At 64.5% G+C, this 16,391-nt stretch carries 14 protein-coding genes; 8 read left to right on the forward strand and 6 right to left on the reverse strand.

Annotated features, from left to right (window positions below; genetic code table 11):
- The first annotated feature begins 184 nt into the window (after window positions 1-184).
- The 3 genes from carB to Q0030_RS12815 all read left to right on the forward strand — a co-directional run bounded on the left by carB (window position 185) and on the right by Q0030_RS12815 (window position 5,077).
- The gene (gene carB / locus Q0030_RS12805) at window positions 185-3,649 is read left to right on the forward strand and encodes a carbamoyl-phosphate synthase large subunit (RefSeq protein WP_298367164.1); all 3,465 of its coding nucleotides are present in this window, start codon (window positions 185-187) and stop codon (window positions 3,647-3,649) included.
- Between the two features lie 197 nt (window positions 3,650-3,846).
- A complete protein-coding gene (gene greA / locus Q0030_RS12810) occupies window positions 3,847-4,320 on the forward strand; it encodes a transcription elongation factor GreA (protein ID WP_157113323.1) in 474 nt (157 codons plus the stop codon).
- Window positions 4,321-4,672: 352 nt separating this feature from the next.
- The gene (locus Q0030_RS12815; RefSeq protein ID WP_298367168.1) at window positions 4,673-5,077 is read left to right on the forward strand and encodes a DoxX family protein; all 405 of its coding nucleotides are present in this window, start codon (window positions 4,673-4,675) and stop codon (window positions 5,075-5,077) included.
- A 140-nt stretch (window positions 5,078-5,217) separates the two neighbouring features.
- On the opposite strand, the gene Q0030_RS12820 is transcribed toward Q0030_RS12815, so the two are convergent.
- Window positions 5,218-5,697, reverse strand: coding sequence for an Lrp/AsnC family transcriptional regulator (locus Q0030_RS12820; RefSeq protein WP_298367171.1), 480 nt, complete (start codon window positions 5,695-5,697; stop codon window positions 5,218-5,220).
- A 283-nt stretch (window positions 5,698-5,980) separates the two neighbouring features.
- Here Q0030_RS12820 and trxB point away from each other — a divergent pair, with 283 nt between their 5' ends.
- From trxB to dapA, 3 genes are all read left to right on the forward strand, one after another.
- Window positions 5,981-6,946, forward strand: a complete 966-nt coding sequence (trxB, locus tag Q0030_RS12825; protein ID WP_298367173.1) for a thioredoxin-disulfide reductase — start codon at window positions 5,981-5,983, stop codon at window positions 6,944-6,946.
- A 2-nt stretch (window positions 6,947-6,948) separates the two neighbouring features.
- Window positions 6,949-7,869 (forward strand): LysR family transcriptional regulator, encoded by a 921-nt coding sequence (locus Q0030_RS12830; protein WP_029081982.1) that lies wholly within the window; start codon window positions 6,949-6,951, stop codon window positions 7,867-7,869.
- A 539-nt stretch (window positions 7,870-8,408) separates the two neighbouring features.
- Window positions 8,409-9,323, forward strand: coding sequence for a 4-hydroxy-tetrahydrodipicolinate synthase (dapA, locus tag Q0030_RS12835; RefSeq protein WP_298367179.1), 915 nt, complete (start codon window positions 8,409-8,411; stop codon window positions 9,321-9,323).
- A gap of 139 nt (window positions 9,324-9,462) precedes the next feature.
- Here the strand turns inward: dapA and Q0030_RS12840 are convergent, their stop codons facing one another.
- Window positions 9,463-11,856, reverse strand: a complete 2,394-nt coding sequence (locus Q0030_RS12840) for a heavy metal translocating P-type ATPase (protein ID WP_298367182.1) — start codon at window positions 11,854-11,856, stop codon at window positions 9,463-9,465.
- 65 nt (window positions 11,857-11,921) lie between these two features.
- Here Q0030_RS12840 and Q0030_RS12845 point away from each other — a divergent pair, with 65 nt between their 5' ends.
- Entirely contained in the window at window positions 11,922-12,197 is a 276-nt protein-coding gene (locus tag Q0030_RS12845; protein WP_097671571.1) for a metal-sensitive transcriptional regulator, read from the forward strand.
- Window positions 12,198-12,391: 194 nt separating this feature from the next.
- Here the strand turns inward: Q0030_RS12845 and ychF are convergent, their stop codons facing one another.
- From ychF to Q0030_RS12865, 4 genes are all read right to left on the reverse strand, one after another.
- Window positions 12,392-13,489 carry a redox-regulated ATPase YchF gene (gene ychF, locus Q0030_RS12850; protein WP_298367185.1) on the reverse strand — a complete coding sequence of 366 codons (1,098 nt, stop codon included), beginning with the start codon at window positions 13,487-13,489 and terminating at the stop codon, window positions 12,392-12,394.
- A gap of 153 nt (window positions 13,490-13,642) precedes the next feature.
- Window positions 13,643-14,248, reverse strand: coding sequence for an aminoacyl-tRNA hydrolase (gene pth / locus Q0030_RS12855; RefSeq protein WP_298367187.1), 606 nt, complete (start codon window positions 14,246-14,248; stop codon window positions 13,643-13,645).
- Window positions 14,249-14,303: 55 nt separating this feature from the next.
- A complete protein-coding gene (locus Q0030_RS12860; RefSeq protein ID WP_298367189.1) occupies window positions 14,304-15,029 on the reverse strand; it encodes a 50S ribosomal protein L25/general stress protein Ctc in 726 nt (241 codons plus the stop codon).
- Window positions 15,030-15,214: 185 nt separating this feature from the next.
- Window positions 15,215-15,475: an accessory factor UbiK family protein gene (locus Q0030_RS12865; protein WP_038388183.1), complete on the reverse strand. Its 261-nt coding sequence runs from the start codon at window positions 15,473-15,475 to the stop codon at window positions 15,215-15,217.
- A 177-nt stretch (window positions 15,476-15,652) separates the two neighbouring features.
- Here Q0030_RS12865 and Q0030_RS12870 point away from each other — a divergent pair, with 177 nt between their 5' ends.
- Window positions 15,653-16,384 (forward strand): dienelactone hydrolase family protein, encoded by a 732-nt coding sequence (locus Q0030_RS12870; RefSeq protein ID WP_298367191.1) that lies wholly within the window; start codon window positions 15,653-15,655, stop codon window positions 16,382-16,384.
- The last annotated feature ends 7 nt before the right edge of the window (window positions 16,385-16,391 follow it).

A 16,391-nucleotide genomic window follows, 5' to 3' on the forward strand; every position in this document is an offset into this window, starting at 1 on the left:
AATTTCCCCCAGAATCGCAGTTGATTGGGCGCTTTTTGGGGTTTCGCGGGTGCGGAAACTGGTCTAAAGACCACCCGCGCGCGAGGGATCGCGCTTCCGGCGCTACAAGACGTAGCGCATGGCTCGAGGGACGCGCGGGACGCGCGCCCTTTTTTTGTGCCCAAATTCCAGTCCGCGAGAGCTGATGCCCAAAAGAACCGACATCTCCACCATCCTGATCATCGGCGCCGGTCCCATCGTGATCGGCCAAGCCTGCGAATTCGACTATTCCGGCACGCAGGCGGTGAAGGCTCTGAAGGAGGAGGGTTACCGCGTCGTCCTCGTCAATTCCAATCCGGCCACCATCATGACCGATCCGGAACTGGCGGACGCCACCTATATCGAACCGATCACACCCGAAATCGTCGGCAAGATCATCGAGAAGGAGCGCAACGTCATCCCGGGCGGCTTCGCGCTGTTGCCGACCATGGGCGGCCAGACCGCGCTGAACTGCGCGCTCTCGTTGCGCCGTCAGGGCACGCTCGACAAGTTCGACGTCGAGATGATCGGCGCCACGGCTGACGCCATCGACAAGGCCGAGGACCGCCAGCTGTTCCGCGAGGCCATGACCAAGATTGGGCTGGAGACGCCAAAATCGCGGCTCGCCAACGCCTCGGCGCTGAAGAAGTCCTACCGCGACAAATATCTTGCCGAGCGGGAGAAGCTGTCCGGCGCGGCGCTGGAAGAACTCGAGCGGCAGTGGACGCTTGGCGAGAACGAACGTCGCAAGCGCTATCAGGAGCACGCATTCGGCGAGGCGCTGATGGCGCTGTCGGAGATCGGCTTGCCCGCGATCATCCGGCCCTCCTTCACCATGGGCGGCACCGGCGGCGGCATTGCCTATAACAAGGAAGAGTTCCTCGACATCATCGAGCGCGGGCTCGACGCCTCTCCGACCAACGAGGTCTTGATCGAGGAAAGCGTGCTCGGCTGGAAAGAGTACGAGATGGAGGTGGTGCGCGATAAGAAGGACAATTGCATCATCATCTGCTCGATCGAGAACCTCGATCCGATGGGCGTGCACACCGGCGATTCCATCACCATCGCGCCGGCCCTGACGTTGACCGACAAGGAATACCAGGTCATGCGCGACGCCTCGCTGGCGGTGCTGCGCGAGATCGGGGTCGAGACCGGCGGCTCCAACGTCCAGTTCGGCATCAACCCCGTCGACGGCCGCATGGTCGTGATCGAGATGAATCCGCGCGTATCGCGCTCGTCGGCGCTGGCTTCGAAAGCCACCGGCTTCCCGATCGCCAAGGTCGCGGCCAAGCTCGCGGTCGGCTACACGCTCGACGAAATCGCCAACGACATCACCGGCGGCGCCACCCCCGCCTCGTTCGAGCCGACCATCGACTACGTCGTCACCAAGATTCCGCGCTTTGCGTTCGAGAAATTCCCCGGCGCCTCCTCCACGCTGACCACGTCGATGAAGTCGGTCGGCGAAGTGATGGCGATCGGCCGCACCTTCCAGGAGAGCCTGCAGAAGGCCCTGCGCGGGCTCGAAACCGGCCTGACCGGTCTCGACGAAATCGAGATCGAGGGACTCGGCCGCGGCGACGACAAGAACGCGATCCGCGCCGCGCTCGGCACGCCGACGCCGAACCGCATCCTGCAGGTCGCGCAGGCGATGCGGCTCGGCTGGACCGACGAGGAGATCTTCAACTCCTGCAAGATCGACCCCTGGTTCCTGACAGAGATGCGCGCCATCGTCGAGATGGAGGACAAGGTCCGCAGCAACGGCCTGCCGCCGAACGCGTTCGGCATGCGAATGCTGAAGGCGATGGGCTTCTCGGATGCGCGGCTCGCCGTGCTCACGGACACCACCGAAGCCGACATCACCGCCAAGCGCCACGCGCTCGGGGTGCGCCCGGTGTTCAAGCGCATCGACACCTGCGCGGCCGAGTTCGCTTCGCCCACCGCCTACATGTATTCGACCTATGAGCGGCCGTTCGCGGGCGAGCTTGCCGACGAGAGCGCGCCGTCGGACCGCAAGAAGGTGATCATTCTCGGCGGCGGGCCGAACCGCATCGGCCAGGGTATCGAGTTCGACTATTGCTGCTGCCATGCCTGCTTCGCGCTCGAGGACGCCGGCTATGAGACCATCATGGTCAACTGCAATCCGGAAACGGTGTCGACCGACTACGACACCGCCAACCGGCTGTATTTCGAACCGCTCACCGCCGAAGACGTGCTGGAGATCGTGGCGACCGAGCGCAAGAACGGCACGCTGCACGGCGTGATCGTGCAGTTCGGCGGCCAGACCCCGCTGAAGCTTGCCCGCGCGCTCGAAGCCGCCGAAGTGCCGATCCTCGGCACCTCGCCGGATGCGATCGACCTCGCCGAGGACCGCGACCGCTTCAAGCGCGTGCTCGACAAGCTCCGCCTCAAGCAGCCGAAGAACGGCATCGCCTATTCGGTCGAGCAGGCACGCCTGGTGGCCGCCGATCTCGACCTGCCGCTGGTGGTGCGCCCGTCCTATGTGCTCGGCGGCCGCGCGATGCAGATCATCCGCGAGGAGACCCAGCTCAACGATTACCTGCTCGGCACCCTGCCCGAGCTTGTTCCCGCCGACGTCAAGGCACGCTACCCGAACGACAAGACCGGGCAGATCAACACCGTGCTCGGCAAGAACCCGCTGCTGTTCGACCGCTATCTGTCTGATGCGACCGAAGTCGACGTCGACTGCCTCTGCGACGGCAAGGACACCTTCATCGTCGGCATCATGGAGCATATCGAGGAGGCCGGCATCCACTCCGGCGACTCCGCCTGCTCGCTGCCGCCGCATTCGCTCGACGCCAAGACCATCGAGGAGCTGGAGCGGCAGACCCGCGAGCTCGCGCTCGGCCTCGACGTGGTCGGCCTGATGAACGTGCAATACGCCATCAAGGACGGCGATATCTACGTGCTCGAGGTCAACCCGCGCGCATCCCGCACCGTGCCGTTCGTCGCCAAGGTGATCGGCACGCCGGTCGCCAAGATCGCGGCGCGGATCATGGCCGGCGAAAAGCTCGCCGACTTCAAGCTGAAGAAGAAGAAGCTCGACCATGTCGGCGTGAAGGAATCGGTATTCCCGTTCGCGCGCTTCCCCGGCGTCGACACCGTGCTCGGACCGGAGATGCGTTCGACCGGCGAAGTGATGGGCCTCGACCGCTCCTTCGAGGTCGCGTTCGCGAAGAGCCAGCTCGGCGGCGGCACGCGTGTGCCGCGGCAGGGCACGGTGTTCGTCTCGGTGCGCGGCGACGACAAGATGCGCATCGCGGATGCTGTGCGGCTGCTGCACTCGCTCGGCTTCAAGGTGATGGCAACCTCGGGCACGCAGCGCTATCTCAGCGACAACGGCGTGCCGACGGAAAAGGTGAACAAGGTGCTCGAAGGCCGTCCGCACATCGTCGACGCCATCACCAATGGCGACGTCCAGCTGGTCTTCAATACCACCGAAGGTCCGCAGGCCCTGGCAGACAGCCGCTCGCTGCGGCGGGCTGCCCTCTTGCATAAAGTGCCATATTACACCACTCTTTCAGGCGCGGTGGCGGCCGCGCGGGGGATCCGGGCCTATCGGGACGGGGACCTTGAGGTCCGCACGCTTCAGAGTTACTTTTCCGAAAGCTGACCGCTTCCCGGGCTGAAGGCCCGAAGCGGTCAATTAGCCGAATGGCTGGAACTCACCGCGCGATTGGATGTTGTCACGGCCCTTCGCGGGGCCGAAAATCACTGGGCTTCCGGGCGCATTCGCGTCCTGATTCCTGCGTTAGCTGAACTGGATATTCGTGCACGGCCGCCGGGCGCGCACGATGAAGGACGAAGATGATGGATAAGGTTCCGATGACCGCGGGCGGTTACGCCGCGCTGACGGACGAGCTCAAGAAGCGACAGTCGGAGGATCGTCCGCGCATCATCGAACATATTGCGGAAGCGCGCTCGCACGGTGACCTCTCGGAGAACGCCGAGTATCACGCCGCCAAGGAAGAGCAGTCGCACAACGAGGGCCGCATCGCCGAGCTCGAGGACAAGCTCGCGCGCGCCGACATCATCGACATTTCGAAACTGTCCGGCGACACCATCAAATTCGGCGCGACCGTGACGCTCATCGACGAGGACACCGAGAAGAAGGCGGTGTGGCAGATCGTCGGCGAGGTCGAGGCCGACGCCAAGAAGGGCCGCATCTCCATCACCTCGCCGCTTGCACGCGCGCTGATCGGCAAGAAGAAGGGCACCACTGTCGAAGTGATGGCGCCGGGCGGCGCCAAGGCCTACGAGATCACCAAGGTCGAGTGGCGGTAGTTACCTTGATGTGACTGGTGCAAAAAGGCCGCGTGTTGCACGCAGCTTTTTTTGTGCCCGCGTTTTCCCCCGGTCTGACAGCAATGTGAGTGGAGAGCCGCTGCACGCCGTACTAGTGAGGCCGTGACATGTTTATGAATTATAATCATGTCGGGGACCGGCGGCGGAGCCGATGATTGCGTCGCAACACGCATCGCGGCGCGTCACCGTGTCACTGGTGCGTTCTCGCGCAACGTCCATCGCGCGAGGAATGATTCCGGGCGCAAGGTGTTGACATCACACTCGGGTGGCGAACACCGTGTGCCTCTGCATCGTGCAATGTTCCAGCGTGTCAATCAGGGGGTTAATGACAATGGACCAGATGTTTTCCAAATGGCAGCCGACGGTGCTGAGCCTGTTCCGGTTCATCACCGGACTGCTGCTGTTTCAGTACGGCGTCGCGAAGATCTTCAAGTTTCCCGTGCTCGCCTACTTCGCCAATATCCCGCCGTTGATCCAGGCTGCGGGCTGGCTTGAATTGGTGCTCGGCGCGCTCCTGATGATCGGCCTGTTCTCGCGGCTGGCCGCGTTCATCCTGTCGGGCGAGATGGCGTTCGCCTATTTCCTCGGCCACATGTTGAAGAACCCGGCCGAGCCGGTGTTGCTGCCGCTGCTCAACAACGGCACCGCAGCGATCCTGTTCTGCTTCTCCTGTCTCTACCTCGCGACCTCGGGCCCCGGCCCGATCAGCGTCGACGCCGCGATGGGCAAGAAGTAGCGAACATCGTCATTGCGAGCCAACGGGTCGCGCGAACGCGCGCCCGGTGACAGGCTCCGCGAAGCAATCCACCTCACCGCAAGCGGGAAGCATGGATTGCTTCGTCGCTTCGCTCCTCGCAATGACGAAAGAATGCGGACTCAGCCCGCCGCCTTCACGCCCAGCGGCACCGCGGCTTCGTATTTCGAATTGTGCAGCACCAGCGATGTCCTCACGTTGCGCACATGCGGCGCGGCCGTCAGGTGGGTGACGAAATCCTGGAAGGTCGCCATGTCGGGGGCGACGCATTTGAGGATGAAATCGACTTCGCCCGACAGCATCCAGCATTCCCGCACCAACGGCTCCGCGCGCACGAAATTCTCGAAGGCGCGGAGATCGGCATCGGCCTGGCTCGACAGATGCACCGAGGCGAACACCGTGACGTCGTAGCCGAGGCGGCGCGGATCGAGCAGGCCGCGGTAGCCCTGAATGTAGCCCTCCTCCTCCAGCGCCCGGACCCTGCGCAGGCAGGGCGGTGGCGAGATCCCGACGCGTTTGGCGAGTTCCACATTGGTGATTCGGCCATCGGCCTGGATCTCGGCGAGGATTTTGAGGTCGATCTCGTCAAGGTTCTTCGACACGCGACTTGGGTTCCCTACGGGTTTGGAAGGCTCGGCGGGTCTGCCGGCAACTCTCATAGCGCAGCCAGCCGGCATTGCGCAATTTTATTGCGCGTGCAGCGCACGATTTCGCGAATGTGACTTCAGTTCCGGGGAAAAATCGCTGCCATGGATTGCAAATCTTGCATAGCTTCCCAGATATCCTAGACTTGGATTTGACACTTTTGGCGCCGCCGTGACGCGTTTCCGGGGCGCTTCCCGCACAAGTCCTTGATCAAAATCCCCAAAACAGAGGGATCTCACAATGCCCGCGCCTACCCATGCCAAGGTCGTCATCATCGGGTCCGGCCCCGCCGGTTACACCGCAGCGATCTACGCGGCGCGCGCGATGCTCGAACCGATACTGATCCAGGGCATTCAGCCGGGCGGGCAGCTCACCATCACCACCGACGTCGAGAACTACCCCGGCTTCGCCGATGTGATCCAGGGCCCCTGGCTGATGGAGCAGATGGAGAAGCAGGCGGCCCATGTCGGCACCAAGATCGTCACTGATCTCGTCAACAAGCTGGAACTCAGCCAACGCCCGTTTCGTCTGACCTGCGATTCCGGCGACGTCTATCTCGCCGAGACGGTGATCCTCGCCACCGGCGCCCAGGCGCGCTGGCTCGGGCTGCCCTCGGAAGAGAAGTTCCAGGGCGGCGGCGTATCGGCCTGCGCGACCTGCGACGGCTTCTTCTACCGCGGCAAGGACGTCGTGGTGGTCGGCGGGGGCAACACCGCGGTCGAGGAAGCGCTGTACCTGACCAATCATGCCTCGCAGGTCACCATCGTGCATCGCCGCAATCATTTCCGCGCCGAGCGCATCCTGCAGGAGCGGCTGTTCAAGCATCCCAAGATCAAGGTGGTGTGGGACTCCGCGATCGACGAGATCTGCGGATCGGAGAACCCGAACAAGGTCACCCATGTGCGACTGAAGAACGTCAAGACCGGCGCGCTGACCAACCTCAAGACCGACGGCGTCTTCATCGCGATCGGCCATGCGCCGGCGACGGAGCTCGTCAAAGGCCAGATCAAGCTGAAACCGTCGGGCTATGTCGAGGTGGCGCCGAATTCGACGGCGACCTCGATGCCCGGCCTGTTCGCCGCCGGCGACGTAGCGGATGAAACCTTTCGGCAGGCGGTCACCGCCGCCGGTCTCGGCTGCATGGCAGCGCTCGAGGCCGAACGCTTCATTGCTCTTCGCGCGAGCGATCGCGCAGCGGCGGAATAATCATGGCACGATCTCGCGACGGATTTACGGACATGGATTGGGACAAGCTGAAGGTCTTTCACGCGGCGGCGGAGGCTGGCAGCTTCACGCATGCCGGCGAGCAGCTCGGCCTGTCGCAATCGGCGGTCTCCCGCCAGGTCAGCGCACTGGAGCAGGAGCTCTCGGTGTCGCTGTTTCACCGCCATGCCCGCGGCCTGATCCTCACCGAACAGGGCGACCTGCTGTTCCGCACCGCGCATGACGTCTTCATGCAGCTGCAAGCGGCGCGCGCAAAGCTCACCGACAGCCGCGAGCGGCCGAGCGGCGACCTCAAGATCACGACGCCGCCGGCGCTCGGCATCAACTGGCTAATCCCGCGGCTCGACGAGTTCGTCGCGCTCTATCCGGACATCCGGATCTCGCTGATCGTCACCGACGAGGATCTCGACCTGTCGATGCGCGAGGCTGACGTCGCGATCCGCACCCGCAAGCCGACGCAGCCGGACCTGATCCAGCGCAAGCTGTTCTCGATCGGCTTCCATGCCTATTGCTCGCCGGAATACATCAAGCGCTTCGGCACGCCGCGGACGCTGGATGATCTCGACTCGCACCGCATCATCATGCTCGGCGACTCGCAAGTGCCGCCGCATCTGCAGAACCGCAGCTGGCTGATCGATGCCGGCCGCAACGGCTCCGGTCCGCGCGAACCCTACTTCAAGGTCAACAACATCCTTGGGTTGGTGCGGGCCTGCCAGCAGGGCCTCGGCATCGCTGCGCTGCCGGACTATCTGGTCGAACAGAACAACCTCGTGCAGCTGTTCGGCGAGTCCGACTCGATCGCGCTCGACACCTACTTCGTCTATCCGGAAGAGCTGAAGACCGTGGCCCGGGTGCAGGTGTTCCGCGACTTCGTGGTGAGCAAGGCGCAGCGCTGGCCGTCCTGATTAAGTCGCCCTTATAGGGCTCGTTTATAGGCTTTCCGCGCTGCCCCAAGAGGCCCCTGAATCTCCGCATGACTGACATGCGACCTGGATAGTTGCTGCAGGGCGTCGATGGGGATCATAGTGTTCACACGCTGAGCGGTCGCGTCGCGCATATGTCCCCCTCCTCCAGTGGCGCGGAAGTTCAGTAATCCCTCTTGGAAGGTGATTGTGTCGGCCTCACGTGGCCAATACCTTAAGCCGGGCTCACTCGAGCCCGGCTTTTTTTCATCCGCATGTCTTTTCACCTTGATGTCACGCGCAAACGCGCCGCACGTCACGGTCAGCATGTGCATTGACAACAACCTCGCAGCGCAGCATCATTCTCCAATGATCACGACTTCGTGCGCCGTTCTGTCGTCGAAAAAAACTCCCCTCCCGGGGACACGAGATCGCGCGCGATAAGATCACCTTCGCATTCAAACCGATCCCGAAACCCCGCCGCCTGGACGGGGTTTTTTGTTGGTCCCGTCTCCGGCTTTGACTTCCCAAGGAGATGGAACATGACTGAACTACACCAGCAATTGCAGGGCCTCTGGCTGCCCCTGATCACGCCGTTTCGCGACGGCGAACTCGATGTCACCTCGCTACGCCGCCTCGTGCGGCACTATGCCAGCGGCCCCGTCGACGGGTTCATCCTCGGCGCAACCTCCGGTGAAGGCATGGCGCTGAGCACCGATGAGCTGGAGGGGCTGGTCAGCGTCGTGCTCGACGAGCTCAGTGCCAACTCCCGCCATTTGCCGGTCTGTCTCGGTCTCTCCGGCGCCTCTACAGCCCGGATGAAGGAAACGCTGGATGATACGGCCGACTGGCCGATCAACGGCTACCTGATCGCGAGCCCCTATTACATCAGGCCCTCGCAACGCGGGCTCGTGCAGCACTTCAATGCGCTGGCCGATCACGCCTCGTGGCCGATCATGCTCTACAATATTCCGTATCGCACGGCGGTGAACCTGACCAACGAGACGCTGCTGGCGCTCGCGGAACATCCCAACATCGTCGGCATGAAGGATTGCTCTGCCGACCGCGCGCAGTCGATCGACTTCCTCAACCGCAGGCCCGCCGGCTTCCGCGTGCTGACCGGCGAAGACGCGCAGACCTTCGATGCGCTCTCGGACGGCGCCGACGGCGCGATCCTGCTCTCAGCGCATCTGCAAACTGACACCTTCGCTTCGATCCGCACGCTGTTAAAGCAGGGCAAGCGCGACGCGGCACTGGCCGCCTGGCAGAGTGTCGTCGGCCTGACCCGGCTGTTGTTCGCGGAGCCGAGCCCGGCGCCGGCCAAGCACTGGCTGTGGCGGCAGGGGCTGATCGACAGCCCTGAGGTGCGGCTGCCGATGGTGGAGGTGAGCGAGGATCTCGCAACCTGGCTCGACGCCGAGATGGAGCGGCGCGCGCAGCTTCTGCTGCCAGCGTAACTTTTGTAGCCCGGATGCAGCGAAGCGAAATCCGGGGCCATCTCCACCTGGCGAGACCGGCCCCGGATTGCGCTGCGCTTCATCCGGGCTACGCATGGTATGTCCCTCGCCCAGAGTTTGCAGGGCGGGAGACAAGAGCTCAATCCAGCTTCACCCTCGACAGCCGCAGCGCGTTGCCGATCACGCTGACCGAGGACAGCGCCATCGCGGCGGCGCCCACCATCGGCGACAGCAGGATGCCGAACAGCGGATACAGCACGCCGGCCGCGATCGGCACGCCGGCGGCGTTGTAGACGAAGGCGAACGCCAGATTCTGGCGGATGTTACGCATGGTTGCGACCGACAATCGCCGCGCCCGGACGAGGCCCGTCAGGTCGCCGGTGAGCAGCGTAATGCCGGCGCTCTCGATCGCGACATCGGTGCCACCGCCCATCGCGATGCCGACATCGGCCGCGGCGAGCGCCGGCGCGTCGTTGACGCCATCGCCCGCCATCGCGACGGTGCGGCCCTCGCCGCGCAGCCGCTGCACCACCTCGCTCTTGCGCTCCGGCAGCACGCCGGCCTCGACCTCGTCGATGCCGAGCGTCTTCGCCACCGCGCGCGCGGTGGTCTCATTGTCGCCGGTCAGCATCACGATGCGCAGACCCTCCGTGCGCAACGCCTTCAGCGCATTCGCGGCTGACGCCTTGACCGGATCGGCAATCGCAATCACGCCGGCGACGCGCCCATCGACCGCGACATAGATCGCCGTCGCACCATCCCGCCGCGCGGCCTCGGCGGCCTGGTCCAGCGCCGACGTGGCGATCTTCAACTCGCCCATCAGCACGGCGTTACCGAGCGCAACTTGCCTGCCCTCGACCGTGCCGATCGCGCCCTTGCCGGAGGGCGACGCAAAATTGCTGACGACCGCCGATGCCAGCTTGCGCTCCCTGGCGGACGCGATGATCGCCTGCGCCAGCGGATGCTCGCTGCCTTGCTCGACGCTGGCGGCACGGCGGAGCAAGTCGTTCTCGTCGACCCCTTCGGCCGCAATGATGCGCACGACCTTCGGCTTGCCCTCGGTGAGCGTGCCGGTCTTGTCGATCACCAGCGTGTCGATCGCCTCCATCCGCTCCAGCGCCTGTGCGTCGCGGATCAGGATGCCGGAATGCGCGCCACGGCCGACACCGACCATGATCGACATCGGCGTGGCCAGCCCCAGCGCGCACGGGCAGGCGATGATCAACACCGTGACCGCGGCGACCAGCGCGAAGGTCAGGCGTGGCTCGGGGCCGAACACCGTCCAGGCGATGAAGGCGAGCACAGCGGCGGCGATCACCGCCGGCACGAACCAGCCGGCGACGCGATCGGCCAGCCGCTGGATCGGCGCGCGCGAGCGCTGCGCCTTCGCCACCATGTCGACGATGCGCGACAGCATGGTGTCGCGGCCGACCTTCTCGGCGCGCATCGCGAGGCCGCCGCTCCGGTTGACCGTGCCGCCGATCACGCTATCGCCCTCGGCCTTCGCGACCGGCATCGATTCGCCCGTGACCATGGATTCATCGATGACCGCGTTGCCCTCGATGACGACGCCATCGACCGGCACCTTCTCACCCGGGCGCACGCGCAGGCGGTCGCCGACCTTGATCGCGTCGATGTCGATGTCCTCGTCGCCGTGATCGGTAACGCGCCGCGCAGCCTTGGGCGCGAGGCCGAGCAGCGCGCGGATCGCGCCCGTGGTCTGCGCGCGGGCGCGCAATTCCAGCACCTGGCCGAGCAGCACCAGCACCGTGATGACGGCCGCCGCCTCGAAATACACCGCGACCGCACCATGCATGTCGCGAAACGCCGGCGGGAACAGTTGCGGCGCCAGCGTCGCGACCACGCTGTAGAGATAGGCGACGCCGACGCCCATCGCGATCAGCGTGAACATGTTGAGGTTGCGCGTGACCACCGACTGCCAGCCGCGCACGAAGAACGGCGCGCCGGCCCACAGCACGACGGGCGTCGCCAGCACGAACGAGATCCAGTTCGACCAGGCCTGCGGCACCAGATGCATCAGCCCGAGATGGCTGCCCATCTCGAGCGCAAACACAGGCAGCGTCAGCGCCAGCGCGATCCAGAACCGCCGCGTCATGTCGATCAATTCGGGATCGGGCCCGTCGTCGAGCGAGATCTCCTCCGGCTCCAGCGCCATGCCGCAGATCGGGCAGCTGCCGGGACCGACCTGGCGCACTTCCGGATGCATCGGGCAGGTGTAGATCGTGCCGGCCGGCATCGGCGGCTCCGCCTCGCGCGGCTTGAGGTACTTGTCCGGCTCGGCCTCGAAACGCTCGCGGCAGCGGCCGCTGCAGAACAGGTACTCCTCCCCGTTGTAGTTGAAACGGTGCTTGGCGGTCGCCGGGTTGACCTTCATGCCGCAGACCGGATCGATCGCGAACGCTGCTTCGGCCGGCGTCGTGTCGTGATCATGCTTGCCGCCGCAGCAGGAATGCGCGGCCGCGCCATGATGGTGGTGATCCGCGTGCGAATGGTCGTGCTCTGCGTGTGCCACGAAACTCTTCCCGGCCGGTATCCCGGCCTCTTGATTTGTATACCCTAGGGGGGTATATGAGACCTATGAGAGACGACGTCAAGACATCCTGTTTAAAACGGCTCAAACGGATCGAGGGTCAGATCCGCGGGTTGGCCGCCATGGTCGAGGAAGACCGTTATTGCATCGACGTGGTGACGCAGATCGCCGCCGCGCGCGCCGCGCTACGCCGCGTCGAGGAAGAGGTGCTGCGCGATCATGTCGCCCATTGCGTCGAGCATGCGATCTCGTCCGGCGACAAGGCCGACCAGCGGCGCAAGATCGCCGAGCTGATGGATGTGATCGGCCGCGCGGATAGGTGAGCGCTCTTTGGCTGCGCCCCGTCCACACATTCAATGTCGTCCCTGCGAAAGCAGGGACCCATAACCACAGGACGTGGGGATGAAGCGAGCTGGGGCCACAGCGTCGCGCAACAACAGTGCACTGTGGTTATGGGTCCCGGGTCGCGCTTTGCTTGCCCGGGACGACGAATGGAGAAACCGAAGCTAGACCGCGCTCAGGTATTGAACCTGAAATGCATGACGTCGCCGTCGGCGACGACGTAGTCCTTGCCTTCCAGCCGGAGCTTGCCGGCATCGCGTGCGCCGGCTTCGCCGTTGCCGGCGATGTAATCCTCATACGCGATGGTCTCGGCGCGAATAAAACCCTTCTCGAAATCGGTATGGATCACGCCGGCGGCGGCAGGCGCCTTGGTGCCGCGGTCGATGGTCCAGGCGCGCGCTTCCTTCGGGCCGACGGTGAAATAGGTGATGAGGTCGAGCAACTGGTAGCCGGCGCGGATCAGCCGGTCGAGCCCGGCCTCTTCGAGGCCCAGCGTCTCCAGGAACTCGGCGCGCTCGGCGCGCGACAGCGTCGCGATCTCGGATTCGATCTTGGCCGAGATCACGACCGCGACCGCGCCTTCCTTCTCGGCTTGCTCGAACACCGCCTTGGAGAAATTGTTGCCGTCCTTGGCCGAGCCTTCCTCGACGTTGCAGACATAGAGCACGGGCTTCGAGGTCAGGAGCCCGAGCATGCGGAACGCGCGCTCCTCTTCCGGCTTGCGCTCGAGCGCACGCGCCGGCTTGCCGTCACGCAACAGCACCAGCGCGCGGTTGACGAGCTCGAGCTGCTCCTTGGCTTCCTTGTCGTTGCCCTTGGCCTTCTTCGACAAATTGTCGACCCGCTTCTCGAGGCTGTCGAGATCGGACAGCATCAGCTCGGTCTCGATGGTCTCGATGTCGGCCAGCGGCGCGATCTTGCCTTCGACATGGGTGATGTCGGAGTCCTCGAAGCAGCGCACCACATGGGCAATCGCATCGACCTCGCGGATGTTGGCGAGGAACTGGTTGCCGAGACCTTCGCCCTGCGACGCACCGCGCACCAGGCCCGCGATATCGACGAAGGTCAGCCGGGTCGGGATGATTTGCCCGGATTTCGCGACCGTTGCGAGCTTCTCCAGCCGCGGATCGGGCACCGCCACCTCACCGACATTCGGCTCGATGGTGCAGAACGGATAGTTCGCCGCCTGGGCGGCCGCCGTCTCGGTCAGCGCATTGAACAGCGTCGACTTGCCGACGTTCGGCAGCCCGACGATCCCGCATTTGAATCCCATGTTGGTCCCGATCTCTCGCGCTCACGCTGCGCGGCTAAACTGAGTGGGGTCGTCATACGCGGGCTTGACCCGCGTATCCATCCCACTGGAAAGAGTGGATCGCCGGGTCATCCCCGATCAGGTCGGGGACAGGCGCCCGGCGATGACGAGGGTCTACTTCGGCCCCTCGTCCTTGGTGTCGAAAAATCCCTTGGCCTGCATCGTCAGATGCACCTTGTTGGCGAACGAGGCGTCGTGCCCCGCAGCCAGCAGGCCGGCATTGTCGGCGACGGCCTGGCACAAGGCCTCCACCCACGCGCGGTCGCTCTTGGCGAAGTCCGACAGCACGTGGCTGTGCACGAGCTCCTTGACGCCGGGATGACCGATCCCGAGCCGCACCCGCCGATATTCGTTGCCGATATGCGCGGAGATCGAGCGCAGTCCATTATGGCCGGCAATCCCGCCGCCGATCTTGACCCGCACCTTGGCGGGCGGCAGTTCGAGCTCGTCCTGGAACACGGTGATGTCGGTGGGGGCGAGCTTGAAGAAGTTCGCCGCTTCCTGCACCGCGCGTCCGGACTCGTTCATGTAGGTGGTCGGCTTTAACAGCACGACCTTCTCACGATCGACCACGCCTTCGGAGGCCTCGCCCTGAAAGCGACGGCGCCATGGTGCGAAACCATGACGCCGTGCAATCTCGTCGACCGCCAGAAAACCGATGTTGTGCCGGTTGCTGGCGTATTTCGCGCCAGGATTACCGAGACCGACAAAAAGGCGCATGGCGCGGCATCCCACGTCGGCGCGCCATCAGACGATCGCGCGCCGACCTGATCGATTACTTCTTCTTGTCGCCACCGCCGGCGGGAGCCTTGGCACCCGCGGCCGGAGCCGCAGCGCCCGCAGCCGGAGCCGCCGCAGCGGCCGGAGCTGCAGCACCCGCGGCCGGAGCCGCGCCACCAGCAGCCGCCGCAGCTGCGGCCTTCTGCTCTTCGGCGTAGCCGGACGGCGGCACGATGGTGACCAGCGTCGCGTCCTCGCGGGTCAGCGACTTCACGCCCTTGGGCAGCTTGACCTCGGAGAGATGCAGCGAGTAGCTGATCTCGAGGCTGCCGACGTCGACTTCGATGTATTGCGGAATGTTGTCGACCGCGCACTCGAGTTCGAGCGCGTGGGTGACGATGTTCACGGTGCCGCCGCGCTTGATGCCGGGGGCGGTTTCCGCGTTCACGACGTGCAGCGGCACGCTGACGCGGATGGTCGCGCCTTCGCCGAGCCGCATGAAGTCGACATGGATCGGGAAGTCCTTCACCGGGTCGAGGTGGAAGTCGCGCGGAATCACGCGGTGCTTCTTGCCCTCGAGGTCGATGTCATAGATCGTGGTCAGGAACCGGCCCGCCAGGATGCGCTGGCGCAGTTCACGATCGTCGACCGAGATGGTGACGGGGGGCTGGTTGTCTCCGTAGATCACTCCGGGAACTCTCCCGGCGCGACGCTCTGCCCGGGCGGCCCCCTTGCCGCTCTTCGGACGCGCGGTCGCCTTCAATTCCTTGACGGTCGCCATAGCGTTAAGTCCTTGTATTTAAAAAGTTAAAGGCCGCAGCGCGGCCCATGCTCAGGTCCACAGCAAGCCTCCAGGGGTGCGGGGGCCGCGGACGTGGCGGGCTTTTAGCCCCAAAGGGCCGAAATGACAAGGAAATGAAGGAAATTTTCTTGCTTCACCCTCCCCTGGAGGGGGAGGGTGGAAGATCAACCCGCCGAACCGCCGAGCTTGGCTTCCAGCGCGGCGATCCTCGCCTTCAACGCCTCGTTCTCCTCGCGCGCCAGGCGGGCCATGTCCTTGACCGCGTCGAATTCCTCGCGCTTGACCACGTCGAGGTCGCGCAGGATCCGTTCGGCCTGGTTGCGCATGACCGTGTCGACCTCACGCTTGACGCCCTGGGCAGCGCCCGCGGCATCGTTCATCAGACGGCCGATCTCATCGAAAAACCGGTTGCTGGTCTGGGTCATCTCGCAAAACTCTCCGCGTTCACTGGCTAGCCAGAAGACAATGGCGATCCCCGCCATCCGGTTCAAGTCCGCCGCGAATGGCAGACCTTACGGGCACTTGCCTTGTCATGCTCCGGTTTCCTTGCAATCGTATGAACTCACAACAGAAATCGCACACACAACGCGAGCGGAAGCGCCATGATCGAGCAGACCGTCGAGATCCCGACCAAGGACGGCAAGACCACCACCTTCATCACCCATCCCGAGCGCGGCGGCCCCTTCCCTGTCGTCATCTTCTACATGGATGCGCCTGCGATCCGCGAGGAGCTGCGCGACATGGCGCGCCGGCTCGGCACGTCAGGATATTACGTGATGCTGCCCAATATGTATTACCGCGCCGGCGTGATGGAGCTCGGCCCGATCAATCCCGATCCGGAATCGCCCGAGCGCAAGCGGATGTTCGAGCTGATGCACTCGCTCAACATCCCGCTGGTCATGGATGACACCAAAGGCCTGCTCGCCTACGCCGAGACGCAGAAGGCGGCCAACACCAGGATCATCGGCACGGTCGGCTATTGCATGAGCGGCCGCTATGCGGTGAACGCGGCGACGCATTTCGGCGATCGCGTCAAGGCCGCCGCCTCGGTCTACGGCACGCATCTGGCGACCGACCAGCCCGACAGCCCGCATCTCGCCGCACAGAAGACCAAGGCCGAGCTCTATTTCGCCTGCGCCGAGACCGACATCTACGCGCCGGCGGAGATCATCGAGCAGGTGAAGGCGGGCATGAAAGGCTCGAACAACGAGGTCGAGATCTATCCCGGCACCCATCATGGCTTCGCCTTCCCCAAGCGCCCGGTCTACGACCGCGACGCCGCCGAACGCCATTGGGAGCGCCTGCTCGCGCTCTATCGCCGCAACCTGGTCTGAGGCCCGA

The organism is uncultured Bradyrhizobium sp. (assembly GCF_947648125.1).
Taxonomy (GTDB): Bacteria; Pseudomonadota; Alphaproteobacteria; order Rhizobiales; family Xanthobacteraceae; genus Bradyrhizobium.

Excerpts from the sequence above, each read along its gene's own strand:
- carB (WP_298367164.1), top strand. The coding sequence starts at position 185 with ATGCCCAAAAGAACCGACATCTCCACCATCCTGATCATCGGCGCCGGT.
- greA (WP_157113323.1), top strand. The coding sequence starts at position 3,847 with ATGGATAAGGTTCCGATGACCGCGGGCGGTTACGCCGCGCTGACGGAC.
- Q0030_RS12815 (WP_298367168.1), top strand. The coding sequence starts at position 4,673 with ATGGACCAGATGTTTTCCAAATGGCAGCCGACGGTGCTGAGCCTGTTC.
- trxB (WP_298367173.1), top strand. The coding sequence starts at position 5,981 with ATGCCCGCGCCTACCCATGCCAAGGTCGTCATCATCGGGTCCGGCCCC.
- Q0030_RS12830 (WP_029081982.1), top strand. The coding sequence starts at position 6,949 with ATGGCACGATCTCGCGACGGATTTACGGACATGGATTGGGACAAGCTG.
- dapA (WP_298367179.1), top strand. The coding sequence starts at position 8,409 with ATGACTGAACTACACCAGCAATTGCAGGGCCTCTGGCTGCCCCTGATC.
- Q0030_RS12845 (WP_097671571.1), top strand. The coding sequence starts at position 11,922 with ATGAGAGACGACGTCAAGACATCCTGTTTAAAACGGCTCAAACGGATC.
- ychF (WP_298367185.1), bottom strand. The coding sequence starts at position 13,489 with ATGGGATTCAAATGCGGGATCGTCGGGCTGCCGAACGTCGGCAAGTCG.
- pth (WP_298367187.1), bottom strand. The coding sequence starts at position 14,248 with ATGCGCCTTTTTGTCGGTCTCGGTAATCCTGGCGCGAAATACGCCAGC.
- Q0030_RS12860 (WP_298367189.1), bottom strand. The coding sequence starts at position 15,029 with ATGGCGACCGTCAAGGAATTGAAGGCGACCGCGCGTCCGAAGAGCGGC.
- Q0030_RS12865 (WP_038388183.1), bottom strand. The coding sequence starts at position 15,475 with ATGACCCAGACCAGCAACCGGTTTTTCGATGAGATCGGCCGTCTGATG.
- Q0030_RS12870 (WP_298367191.1), top strand. The coding sequence starts at position 15,653 with ATGATCGAGCAGACCGTCGAGATCCCGACCAAGGACGGCAAGACCACC.